Source organism: Cytobacillus sp. FSL M8-0252 (assembly GCF_038007345.1).
GTDB classification, from domain to species: domain Bacteria; phylum Bacillota; class Bacilli; order Bacillales; family Cytobacillaceae; genus Cytobacillus; species Cytobacillus kochii.
On sequence record NZ_JBBOWZ010000001.1, the window covers coordinates 2562716 to 2575147 of the forward strand.

10 protein-coding genes are annotated in these 12432 nt (G+C 35.7%); 2 read left to right on the top strand and 8 right to left on the bottom strand.

The features are described from left to right. Window positions 1–115: 115 nt before the first annotated feature. From MKX83_RS12990 to MKX83_RS13015, 6 genes are all read right to left on the bottom strand, one after another. Complete coding sequence (locus tag MKX83_RS12990) at window positions 116–1315, bottom strand: DHH family phosphoesterase (protein ID WP_307313672.1); 1200 nt, start codon at window positions 1313–1315, stop codon at window positions 116–118. A 74-nt stretch (window positions 1316–1389) separates the two neighbouring features. Then, entirely contained in the window at window positions 1390–2721 is a 1332-nt protein-coding gene (locus tag MKX83_RS12995; RefSeq protein ID WP_341055742.1) for a YjiH family protein, read from the bottom strand. A 78-nt stretch (window positions 2722–2799) separates the two neighbouring features. Beyond that, on the bottom strand, window positions 2800–4098 hold the full coding sequence (hutI, locus tag MKX83_RS13000; RefSeq protein WP_095373151.1) for an imidazolonepropionase: 1299 nt from the start codon (window positions 4096–4098) through the stop codon (window positions 2800–2802). 22 nt (window positions 4099–4120) lie between these two features. After that, entirely contained in the window at window positions 4121–5797 is a 1677-nt protein-coding gene (hutU, locus tag MKX83_RS13005) for a urocanate hydratase (protein ID WP_322909427.1), read from the bottom strand. Between the two features lie 427 nt (window positions 5798–6224). Next, window positions 6225–7178, bottom strand: coding sequence for a phosphoglycerate dehydrogenase (locus MKX83_RS13010; protein ID WP_095373149.1), 954 nt, complete (start codon window positions 7176–7178; stop codon window positions 6225–6227). Between the two features lie 29 nt (window positions 7179–7207). Then, on the bottom strand, window positions 7208–8662 hold the full coding sequence (locus MKX83_RS13015; RefSeq protein ID WP_341055744.1) for a helix-turn-helix domain-containing protein: 1455 nt from the start codon (window positions 8660–8662) through the stop codon (window positions 7208–7210). Window positions 8663–8799: 137 nt separating this feature from the next. On the opposite strand from MKX83_RS13015, the gene MKX83_RS13020 reads away from it, so the two are divergent. Then, entirely contained in the window at window positions 8800–9249 is a 450-nt protein-coding gene (locus MKX83_RS13020; protein ID WP_095373146.1) for a cupredoxin domain-containing protein, read from the top strand. A 470-nt stretch (window positions 9250–9719) separates the two neighbouring features. Here the strand turns inward: MKX83_RS13020 and safA are convergent, their stop codons facing one another. Then, on the bottom strand, window positions 9720–10286 hold the full coding sequence (gene safA / locus MKX83_RS13025) for a SafA/ExsA family spore coat assembly protein (protein ID WP_445293184.1): 567 nt from the start codon (window positions 10284–10286) through the stop codon (window positions 9720–9722). Between the two features lie 372 nt (window positions 10287–10658). Between safA and MKX83_RS13030 the strand changes: the two genes are divergently transcribed. Next, on the top strand, window positions 10659–11258 hold the full coding sequence (locus MKX83_RS13030) for an undecaprenyl-diphosphatase (protein WP_095373144.1): 600 nt from the start codon (window positions 10659–10661) through the stop codon (window positions 11256–11258). 349 nt (window positions 11259–11607) lie between these two features. Here the strand turns inward: MKX83_RS13030 and nadE are convergent, their stop codons facing one another. Next, window positions 11608–12429 carry an ammonia-dependent NAD(+) synthetase gene (gene nadE / locus MKX83_RS13035; RefSeq protein WP_328198058.1) on the bottom strand — a complete coding sequence of 274 codons (822 nt, stop codon included), beginning with the start codon at window positions 12427–12429 and terminating at the stop codon, window positions 11608–11610. Between the last annotated feature and the right edge of the window lie 3 nt (window positions 12430–12432).

The window sequence follows — 12432 nt, forward strand, 5'->3', positions numbered from 1 at the left end:
GCGATGCTTTACCCCAAATTTTTCAAAAAAATTTTATCGTTAGGTTTTTTCATTCAATGATTAATCATAATAAAAAACTCCTCGAAAGGTTTGCTATCTTTCGAGGAGCTATGACTTACTTATTCTTTTTCATATAATTATCGTATACATCATCTTTCGCTAACCAAGCAAAATCAGCTATCTTAATTGCATTCACTGCCGATTGGAAATCTTTAAATACTGTCGCATTTTCTTGATGATTCTTTTCTATTTTCCACTGCTCTTGTTTTTGGTAGATACGATAAATGTCACCAGAGCGTCCTTCATAAATCGTACCATGGCTATTTTCTTTTTGGTTGAATTTATTTTTAGGTGCATCAATTTTTAATGATTCTTCTGTGAATAATTCTACAACAAATTTTCTAAACGCCTCTTCATTCATCGTACAGCCTGATGCTTTCGCATGACCACCCCCACCGTACGTGCCTGCAACAGCCGAAACATCAATGTGATTGTGAATCGTTCTGAAGCTGACTTTGCGACCACCCGTATTAAGAATTGCAATATAATCTAAATGAGGGTATTCTTTTCCCAGCTCATTGCCGAGTTCGGAATGATAAGATTCCGCATGAACAACACCAACAATATGCTTATCAATCGACGCTTGGATAAGTTCTCTTTTTTTACGCTTAATATAGCGTTCAATTTTAGCTTCTTCCATTGATAATAATTTCGCTTCAAGCTCATCAAATTCAAAATCATCTGCGGTTTTTAATCTTTGCAGTATCATTTCTTCAAATTCTTCTATAGAAAACATATAAAATAAATCATTCAACTGCTTCGCTTTTACATTATTATTTTCGTCCCATTCCCAAGTATCATATTGTCGAACCAATTCAATGAATTGTTCAATGGACCTTTTTGGAGATAGTTTTTTTTGCTCAACAAAATACTCATATAATAATGACGTAGCACAAGTTTGTCTACCATCATCATATTGTACTGTTACTGTAGCCCATTCATATTCATTAAAGTGTAGGGCCGTTTTATGATGATCAATTAGTTGTGCATGACCACCCTGATTGACAAAATCATCTACTCTTTTCGTGTTATCTTCATTGATCGATAAGTCTGTTATGTAAAGCTTGGTATCTTTATGGTCCTTTTCAGAAAAAAACTTCTCGACTTTATAGTCTAAGCCTCCGACAGAATTATAATAAACTTGCCCTTCTTCTCCTAATGCTAGCTTGATTATAATACCACAACCAACACCATCTAAGTCGTTATGAGAATATAATTTATACATTACTTCACCCGCTGTTCTAGAATATTTCAATATGTATGCTCTCCCAAAAGAGTTAGTACTATTATATATGAAAAGAACCCTGCATGAAACCGCAGGGCATTAAATTAAAACAGAAGGTATGCAATAGGTGTGACAAGAATAAGAGCAAGCACTGTTCGTTCAAACCAAATAATCACCATTTGCCTAATGGTAATAGGAATATCAGTTGATAAAATGCAAGGAACTAAAGCCGAAAAGAAAATAATGCCGCTAACAGATACAACACCAATAATAAATTTTGTCATCAAAGCGGCTTCTGTCACTACCATAGAAGGTAAGAACATTTCAACAATCCCAACCGATGTCGCTTTTGCTGTTAGCATTGCTTCTGGTAATCCTAATATAGCTGTAAATGGATAAAATAAATATGCAAGCCAATCAAAAACTGGCGTGTATTCGACTAATACCAAGCCAATAAGCCCAATAGACATAATTGAAGGCAGAATGGACATCGTCATTAATACACCATCTTTTAAATTTTGTTTCACATTTTCAAATATTGATGGTGCTGAAGCAGCAGCTTTCATGGCTTCTTTCCACGCAGTTTTTAGCAGAGGTTTATCATATGCATCTTTCTCTCTCCTCACACCTTGATAATACTCATTTGACAAGTTTCTAATTGGCCAAATTCTTACCGTAATTGCTGTTACTACAAATGTAATTATGAAGGATGTCCAAAAATAAATCGCCCACATAGACATTAAGTCTAACGCTTTAGCCACGACAATCATAAAAGTAACAGAAACAGTGGAAAACCCAGTCACTATAATTGCTGCTTCTTTCATTGAGTACTTACCTTCTTTAAAGATACGATTAGTAATTAAAATACCGACAGAATAACTACCGACAAAAGAGGCAACGGCATCAATCGCAGACCGTCCAGGTGTTTGGAAAATCGGTCTCATAACCGGTTTCATTATCACTCCGATAAATTCAAGCAGACCATAGCCTACTAATAAAGCTAAGAAGACAGAACCAATTGGAACTAATAAACCGACAGGCGTAACAAGACTATTAAATAAAAAAGGACCCATATTTGGGTCAAATATGAATGCGGGACCCAAGTTAAAATAAACCATAAATGCAATAACTACACCCAAAAGTTTTAAGAAGGAAAATACTGTTGTCACAATCGTTTCTTTCCAATTACCTTTTATAAAAGGATATAGGCCTCCTATCATGATAATCAATAGCAAATAATAAGGAACAACATTACCTAGAAGGTGGCGCAACCCACTCACAATATGATCGATCATGATGGAAGATTGCCCGTTCAATGTTATCGGAATAAAAAACATAAATATACCAATCATACTGTATATGAAAAACTTCCATACATGACTATTGGCGTTTTTCATTTGAGATTTGGTTTTTGGATTACTCAGTTCAGTTTCCATATTTCCTCACATCCTATCTTCCTTTAAATGTTATTTTTTATAAAAAGAGACTGGCACATACCAATCTCTCCCTTACTATTAGTGACTTTTAAGCTTGTTTGTTACTAGGGCACCATTGTCAATAACTATTCTTCCAGCTTTAATTACCGAATGCGTATGGTTCATTCCATATAAATATTGCGTTTGCATATAATTAGGTACATCAAGTATAAGAACATCTGCCTTTTTCCCTTCTTCCAGACTGCCAATCTCATGGCCCTTCCCAATCGCATGGGCAGCATTGATTGTTGCCGCGTAAATCGCTTCAGCAGGCGTTAAGCCCATATGCATACAAGCGAGATTCATCATAAAAGGTAATGAAGCTGTTGGTGAGGAACCAGGATTACAATCTGTAGACAAAGCAACTGCTACTCCTTCATCAATCATTTTACGACCATTTGCTGCTGCTTCCATTAAGAAAAAGGCTGTACCAGGAAGAAGAACAGCAATGACACCTGCTTCCGCCATTTTTTTAATCCCTTCATCTGATGCTTTCAATAAATGGTCAGCTGATATGGCACCTACTGCTGCTGCTAATTCTGCTCCACCATACGGTTCAATTTCATCTGCATGAATTTTTGGTATTAATCCAAGATTTTTACCAGCTAACAGTAACCTCTTCGATTGTTCAGGCGTAAACACTCCTCGTTCACAAAATACATCATTAAAAACAGCTAACTCTTCCTCTACCACAAGCGGGAGCATCTCATCGATGATTAGATCAATAAAAACATCTGGACGCTCCTTGTATTCTACAGGTATGGCATGTGCGCCCATAAAGGTGCTGACAATATCGATTGCATGAAGATGATTGAGTTCTTTAGCTACAAACAATTGCTTATACTCAGTTTCCCAATCAAGGCCGTAGCCACTTTTTGCTTCAATCGTTGTTACACCGTGTATTAAAAAGCGATCTAACCGTTTTATACTCTCCTCCTTTAATTCATCTATTGTCGCTGCTCTCGTTTTAGTTGTGGTGGCATGAATGCCACCTCCGTTGTTCATGATTTCCATATAGGTGGCACCATTTAACCTCATATTAAATTCTTCTTCACGGCTCCCTGCATAAACTAAATGTGTATGTGGGTCCACTAATCCAGGCATGACCACTTTACCACTCGCATCAATTATCTCTGCTAAATTTATTTCCTGATGAAATTGGCTGAGCAATTCATCTGTTTCACCGATGGCGACTATTTGTTCATCTTTCATTAGTATCGCCCCATCATTAATGACGTGTAATTGATTCATTGCTGCTTTAACTGCTGGTTGTTGTGAATGTCCCTTTAATGTAAGTAGTTCATTCGCATGCTTTATAAACAAATAAGTTGAGCTCATTACCTCACCTCTCCTCTATCGATTATTTTTCGGTACCCCTCTTCAACATTGGTATATGAATGCCTTTATCTATGGCCGTTTGTTTCGCAAGATCATAACCAGCATCAGCATGCCGAACTACACCCATACCAGGATCTGTTGTTAGCACTCGCTGTAATCTCTTCTCTGCTTGTTCCGTTCCATCAGCAACTATCACCATGCCAGCGTGTAAGGAATAGCCCATACCTACTCCACCGCCATGATGTACTGACACCCAACTAGCACCACCAACACTATTAATTAAAGCATTCAAAATTGGCCAATCTGCTACTGCATCACTGCCGTCCTTCATGGCCTCTGTTTCCCTATTAGGTGAGGCAACAGAGCCTGAGTCAAGATGATCTCGCCCAATTACGATTGGTGCTTTTAATTCACCAGATGCAACCATATCATTAATTATTTTTCCAAACCTTGCTCTTTCGCCATAACCTAACCAACAAATTCTTGAAGGTAACCCTTGAAATTGAATTTTTTCTCTAGCCATTTTAATCCAGTTACATAAATGCTTATTATCTGCAAACTCTCTTAAGATGACTTCATCTGTTTTATAAATATCCTCTGGATCTCCCGAAAGTGCTACCCATCTAAAAGGGCCTTTCCCCTCACAAAATTGTGGACGAATATAAGCAGGGACGAATCCTGGAAAGGCAAAAGCATCTTCCACACCTTCATCATGCGCGACTTGACGAATATTGTTACCGTAATCAAATGTAATCGCACCTTTATTCTGCATTTCAAGCATAGCAGCCACATGAATGGCAATTGACTTCTTAGCTTTTTGAACATAATCTTGTGGATTTTCAATTCTTAACTTGGCTGCTTCTTCCATTGAATAAGCAATTGGAATATAACCATTTAACGGATCATGCGCGGATGTTTGATCTGTTAATATATCAGGGATGAAACCGTCGTCCAACATTTGAGGGAGGATTTCAGCTGCATTTCCAAGCAAGCCAATTGACAGTGACTTTCCCTCTGCTTTTGCTTCCTGTGCAAGCACAATCGCTTCTTTCATATCGTAAACTTTTTTATCCAAATATTTTGTTTCTAATCTTCGGTCTATTCTCGTCTCATCTTTATCTATTGCAATACAAACACCCCCAGCCATTGTCACTGCTAATGGCTGCGCCCCTCCCATACCCCCAAGGCCCGATGTAAGTGTAATCGTTTGCTTTAAAGAACCATTAAAATGTTGCTTTGCCAGTTCTGAAAATGTTTCATACGTTCCTTGCACAATTCCTTGGCTGCCAATATATATCCAACTACCTGCAGTCATTTGGCCGTACATTATTAAACCTTTTTTGTCTAGTTCATGAAAGTGATCCCAATTTGCCCATGCAGGAACAATGTTAGAATTGGCAATTAATACTTTGGGTGCATCTTCATGTGTTTTAAAAACCGCAACAGGTTTCCCTGATTGCACAAGCAATGTTTCGTCATTTTCAAGCTGGTGAAGAGTTTCCATCAAACTATCGTAGCTCTCCCAATTTCGAGCCGCTTTACCAATCCCGCCATATACAATTAATTCATCAGGCTTTTCTGCGACTTCTTTATTTAAATTATTTCTTAACATACGAATAGCAGCCTCTTGAATCCAACCTTTTGCATGAAGTTCACTACCTGTATAATTAATAATTTCTCTCTTCACTTTTTCCATCATTATCCCTCCAACTCATTCATAAGTTTATTTTAACTTAGAATTTTCAGAATAAATCGTCTATTAATATTGGATTGTTTATATTTTTTTTTGATTTGTTACTTTGATTTATATAGTTATTTATTCATTTATTTGATTTATATAAAAATATAAAGATTATATAACTAAACCATTTTAATTCTGCCGTTCTATTTTTATTATTCTTCTATTTATAAACCATATAATTCTTTTTTGATCTGAACCAATTCCGTTTCTTTCACGGTAGAATTGCCTCTTTTAATTAATGTTGATTCTGCTCTCTTCATGCCAGACTCGACAATATGTATAACGAGACTTTCCATGGATTGATTAATCGGCCAAAACAAAAAAATCCAAACAATCATTCTAGGTTTTAAGAGCAAATTGAATGATTGTTCAGATTGAGTTTTGTTTATGATTTCGAGACGAGATGTTCTAGCTGTTCGTCATTAATAAATCGCTGTATATTTTTTAGCGTCAGCTGGTTAATTCTTTGGACTGCTTCAAAAGTAGCCCCACCTATATGAGGAGTTGCTATCACATTTGCTTGTTTTGACAACTCCGTAATAGAAGGCTCTTTTTCAAAAACATCTAATGCAGCACCTTTAATCACATGATTTTTTAATGCTGCAAGCAGGTCCACTTCATTGACTAATCCGCCGCGTGAGATATTAATAAGAAACGCACTCGGCTTCATTTTTGCTAACGTTTTTTCATTTATTAGATGGCGATTTTTCTCAGATAACGACGTAGAGAGAATAATGTAGTCGGCAGTTGATAGTAAATCGTCAAGTTCAGTAAAGGTAACATTCAGCTCTTTCGCTTTTTCCTCGTTTCGGTAATGGCCGAAAGCAATGACTGACATATCAAAACCACTTGCTCTTTTAGCAATTGCTTGTCCGATTGCACCGAAACCAATAATCCCCAACTTTTTCCCGTAAACTTCGTTCCCCATAGAGAGCTGCCATTTACCATTTTTCATCTCATGATCTTTTTGCGCAATTTGTCTTGAAATTGACAATAATAACGAAAAGCCAAGATCTGCTGCGGAATGTGCATTTTCCCCTGGTGCATTTGTAACAACAATCCCTTTTTTCTCAGCATAGTTCACATCGATGTTATCGTACCCTGCTCCGAATTTAATAATGTACTTTAAATTGGGGGCATGGTCAATGACTTCTTGATCAATTTTCACAATAGCAACGACGATGATATCAACATCTTCGACTTCTTTTAATAACTGTGATTTTGTAAGTCCACTATCACTATGAACGAACTTCACTTCTGCATTTAACTGCTTCGCTTCTTCTATGATTGTCGGATATTCCTCGATAAAGGGATCTCTAATTAAATATAAAACTTTCATTTTCATCTTCACCTTTATGTTCATTTTTGTTAGTACGTACGACTGGTGTTTGCACGAAAAGTACTTGGAGAGCACTTCATGATTTGATTAAATACTTTATTAAAATATTGTTGATTACGATAACCACATTCTTTCGCAATTATTTTAATAGGAAGATTTGTTTCCGTCAATTGCTGGGTCGCCTTTTTTATACGACGCATCGTAACAATCTCTCTAAAGGATTGCTTATAATACTTCGTTAATAAGGAGCTAATATAGCTTGTATTACGATTAAATTTGGCAGCAATCATATCTAAGCTTATCTCTTTCTCATGATAATGTTCTTCTAGATAATGATATATTTGCTTGGCTAACTTCTCGGACTTCGAGTCTATTTGCATGTCTGTATCTATTAAACTAGCTATCAGCTTGATCATTTCTTCTATTACTCGATAAATAAGTGGTGAGTATAGAATCGTTTGGAATAACGCTTGATATTTTTCTTCCTTTTCTTTATCAATTAAATGCCTTGAAATCATATATCGTCTAATTTGTGCCAAAATACTCGATAACCTAATTCTAATAATAGCTGGATCAGGGTAAGGCGAAGTTAGACTTAAAAATTGCTCATATAGCCATGTTTTGATTGATTTTATATCCCCTCGCCGTAAATAATCAATCCAAAACTCCTGCTCTTTTGGTGTTAAAAAAGGGTCAATACTCACCCATTCGTTTGCTGACCATGGAATAAGCTTATTTAGACCAGTGTAAAAAGAAAGCTCCATTCGTTGCTTAATCTTAACGTACTGTGATTGCAGTAGACCTGTATCATTTGTATTTCCTTCGGCTAAAATAATCGCTTCATTTGATTCTTTTTCCCATCCACGAATAAAGGTATGGCATTTTCTTAAAAGATCTTGGTCATTCTCCTCTACAAGGCACAAAATCATCTCAGGTAAAAGAAATACTTTTTTGACATTTGCCCATGAATGACCCATTACATATGTATATAACTTAAATATTTCATTTGGATGAATAGTTCTCATTCCTATGACCTTTACATGATGGGCTTGATTTTTTTGCAGTAAGGTTCTATCTTCAGTATTGTCTTCTGCTATTTGCGCATGGTTCAGGCTTTTGCTATGCATACGATAAAGAATCTGAAGTGATCGAAGCACATCCTCTGGTGACACAGGTTTTACTAATAAATCACTCACTCCTATTTCAATGGCTTTCTTTGCTTGATCAAAAGTAGGTTCAATCGTCATTGCTAAAATTTTTATGTTTAAGATAGGCACAAGCTGTTTTAATTTCTTATATCCCACTGAATCGAACATTTCCATTTCCAACAATAAGAGATCCGGACTTTGTTTTTCCAAGGTTGTAAATACTGCATTTGTAGATGATCTTATTTCAATTTGCCAAGTAGGATATACGGTTTTAATTAACCATTTTAATCCCTCTGCATCGACGTTATCTCGATCAGCAATCAAAATTTTATACATTAAAATCATCTCCTTTTTATTATGTTAGCTTAAAATGCAAAAGTAAACAATTTTGAAAAAAAAGATAAAAATGAGACAAGTTCTGCTGTTCAACCTGCATACATATGAAGTACAACCTAATAATGAGGAGAGATAGAATGAAGTTTCTAATTATTACAAAGCAAACGATAATCACTGTTTTATTATTAATTGCCCTTATTGCATCTGCTTCGGTATGGCTTATATCAAAAAATGGGAGTTTAGCGGTGTTTGGGAATACGACAGAAACGACAAGGGAGATTGAAATGGTAACAACGGAATATAAAACAACAATGGAAAATGGGGAAGAAATGGAAGTCTATCGCTGGGATCCAGGAACTGTATTTTTAGAGGTCGGAGAAAAGGTCAATTTAAACATACTAGGTGTGATGGGTAAGGAACATTCCTTTTATATAGAGGGAACTGATATTAAAGGTGTGGTTCAAAAAGGAGAAGAAACTAAAGTCCCCCTCCAATTTGACGAAAAAGGTACCTATCAACTCATCTGCCATAACCATTCCCAAGAGGAAGATCACGGAAAAATGATTGCTTACATTGTTGTACAATAATTATCATTTTCTCTAAGAATATTCAACATAGACAATAGCCAATGAATAATGAAGCGAACAAATTGAATATACTTTTGATTTGTTCGTTTTCCTATTATAATCTCCTTTATGTATCCAGAGAATATCGCTTGGAAAAATCAAAAATCATAAACAACGATTCTATTTTCTTATAATTTAATTTTCAGGAGGGACAAAGGTGTCTAAAGATATGGTTTTTCTTTTTGGTGCTATCGTATCTATGATTGGGTTTCTTCTCCAACGAACTTATCAAACCTGCAAAAGAGATACATAGCCTTTATTATTTTTACCAGTATTCTGTTTTCAAGAATTTATTCGATAATAAATTCAATACAGTAAACTAGTTAAAGAGCGCTAAAACATAACCTTAAAAAACACAATTCGGTAATCGCAATATGCTTCATAAAAAAACTGCCGTAACTCGTACGACAGTAGAATTTCCTTCTATATTATTATTTTGAAATAAACATTTGTGTCCAATAATGACCGTGAGAACCACCTTTAACATAGCCAACACCAATCTCAGTGAACTGACTAGATAAGATATTTTTACGGTGTCCATCGCTATTCATCCATGCTGTTACAACAGCTTGTGCACTTGTTTGGCCAGCTGCAATGTTTTCCCCTGCTGCATTGTATGTTAGACCAAAATCTTTTATCATTTGAAAAGGAGTGCCATATGTAGGAGATTGATGACTAAAGTAACGATGATCGATCATGTCTTGAGATTTAAAGCGTGCCACTCGCGCGAGCTCCCAATTTTCTTTTAATGGTGTTAAACCCACTTTAACGCGCTCTTCGTTTACAAGCTGAACGACTTGAGATTCCATTGATATTGTTGCTTGAGCAGTGGATGGAATTTGAACTGTTTGACCAGGGCAAATTAGGTTGGGATTCCCAATTTGTTTATTAGCTTGAATAATCTCTTGCACCCCTACTTGATACTTCACCGCTATTTTCCACATTGTATCTCCGGATTGCACTGTATGTATGGTTTGAGCACTTGCTATATTTTTCATTCCAAAGACAAGAGTAACAGTTAACAAAAATAATGATAAGTATTTAGTTATTTTTTTCATATTCATATTAAACCAAAATCTATTAAACTATTATAGCGGTAATTGTTGCCTACATTGGGTAAAAGAAGCTTAGATAGTAAATGAAAGGTAATGCAGGAAAAATCATTACCTATAAATTTGAAATCTGCTCTGAATTTACTTTATTACGTCATTAAAAATTTTATTGAACAATGGTGTAGGGAATTTGCCTTTATTCTCGTCTATTCTTATGATAATGTTAGTTACTTGTTAGAATCAGATGACAGCAATAGGAAAAATGATTATAATGGAGTAATGACACTAGAAACTGATAGAATAGAAAGGTATTGAGAGATGAACGAAATCAATATTAGTTTATTTAGAGGAATAAATGACCTAGGCTTTGAATATCCAGATTTGAACCCAATAATTGTTTTTATTGCCGAATATACCGTAATATTATTAGCCTTAATAACTTTGATGTATTGGTTTACACGTAAAACAAAACATCGCTATATGGTGATGACGGCAGGATTCACATTTATTTTAGCTGAAATTATTGGTAAGTTCGTTGTTAGCAAACTTCACTTTAACTACCAACCTTTTGTCGAATTGGATAATGTCAATCAGCTTATAGATAAAACGGCAAATAATTCTTTTCCAAGTGATCATACGATATTATTCTTTTCATTCTGTATCGTCTTTTGGTTATTTAATAAGAAAAATGTATTGTGGCCCATTCTTTCTGTATTAGTAGGTATCTCACGAATATGGGTTGGTGTTCATTATCCATTTGATGTGATAACAGGGGCACTCATTGCCATCATTTGTGCGATTATCATGTATAACCTTATAGGTAGAATGCAATTGTTCACGACACTTTTAGAAGTATACGAAAAAATAGAAGAAAAAGTATGGCCAAGAAAAAATAAAGGTAGACATGTAAATCGATAGAAGCGGGATGGATCTTTTTTAGATCCATTCTTTTTTTTCCTTTCTGTTATTGAACAAAAATAAGGGGAGATTATGTAGCATTTGCTCAATAATTTAGCGAAAATGCACAATGATTCGGTGAAAACGACTTATACTCGGTATTCATTCAGGTTTTCTATTTGAAGTAACGCAAACCGTTTTGGCCCGACTTTTACCTTCGTTTTATCTTCGTGATATGTTAACACTGTCTACTTATTTAGTTGTTTATTAGCTTTTAAATTCAGTAGATTGGTTATCCCCCTAATCATGTTGGTTAATTACACTTACCTGTTAAAAAAACAGACTGCCAACTAGCAGTCTGCCTACAAGATTATTTCCACCAATCGTCATGCATAGATGCTGGCATTTGTCTTTTATGTTCCGTTATGATATACCTTTGCTCAATTTTCTTTGCAGCTTCCGCACTGACTTCTTTTCCTTCTAAATAGTCATCAAGCTCATCATAAGTAATTCCTAGTTCTGTCTCATCAGCTTGTCCTGGTGTTTGATCAAGTAAATCTGCTGTCGGTACTTTCATATAGATGCTCTCTTCTGCACCTAGTTCTTTTAATAGAGCTTTACCTTGTCGCTTAGATAAGCCTGCTAGTGGCAATAAGTCTGCTCCTCCATCACCGTACTTTGTATAAAATCCTGTAACTGCTTCTGCAGCGTGGTCCGTACCAATTACTAAAAGACCCATTTCTCCACCGAAAATATATTGGGCAATCATACGTGTTCTTGCTTTCACATTCCCTTTATGGAAATCTTTTAGCTCAGCAATATCGGCCACTTCATTATATACTTTTTGAATCTCATCGACTGGTGATTTCACATTATAAACATATGTTTCATCCGGTTGAATAAATCGCAATGCTTTTTGTGCGTCATCTTCATCATGCTGTTCTCCGTATGGTAATCGAATCGCCACGAACTTGGCTTCATATCCTTCCGCCCGTAATTCTTCTACTGCTATCTGTGCTAATCGTCCGGCTAGTGAAGAATCTTGACCACCACTTATACCCAATACAAATCCTTTTGCACGAGCCTGCTTGACATAATTTTTTAAAAAATTGATTCGTTCAATGATCTCTTCTTTCGGATCAATCAATGATTTGACATTTAAATCAGCGCGAATCTTTTCTTGTATGGACATCAT

Excerpts from the sequence above, each read along its gene's own strand:
- MKX83_RS12995 (WP_341055742.1), bottom strand. The coding sequence starts at position 2,721 with ATGGAAACTGAACTGAGTAATCCAAAAACCAAATCTCAAATGAAAAAC.
- hutI (WP_095373151.1), bottom strand. The coding sequence starts at position 4,098 with ATGAGCTCAACTTATTTGTTTATAAAGCATGCGAATGAACTACTTACA.
- hutU (WP_322909427.1), bottom strand. The coding sequence starts at position 5,797 with ATGATGGAAAAAGTGAAGAGAGAAATTATTAATTATACAGGTAGTGAA.
- MKX83_RS13010 (WP_095373149.1), bottom strand. The coding sequence starts at position 7,178 with ATGAAAGTTTTATATTTAATTAGAGATCCCTTTATCGAGGAATATCCG.
- MKX83_RS13015 (WP_341055744.1), bottom strand. The coding sequence starts at position 8,662 with ATGTATAAAATTTTGATTGCTGATCGAGATAACGTCGATGCAGAGGGA.
- MKX83_RS13020 (WP_095373146.1), top strand. The coding sequence starts at position 8,800 with ATGAAGTTTCTAATTATTACAAAGCAAACGATAATCACTGTTTTATTA.
- safA (WP_445293184.1), bottom strand. The coding sequence starts at position 10,286 with ATGAAAAATATAGCAAGTGCTCAAACCATACATACAGTGCAATCCGGA.
- MKX83_RS13030 (WP_095373144.1), top strand. The coding sequence starts at position 10,659 with ATGAACGAAATCAATATTAGTTTATTTAGAGGAATAAATGACCTAGGC.
- nadE (WP_328198058.1), bottom strand. The coding sequence starts at position 12,429 with ATGTCCATACAAGAAAAGATTCGCGCTGATTTAAATGTCAAATCATTG.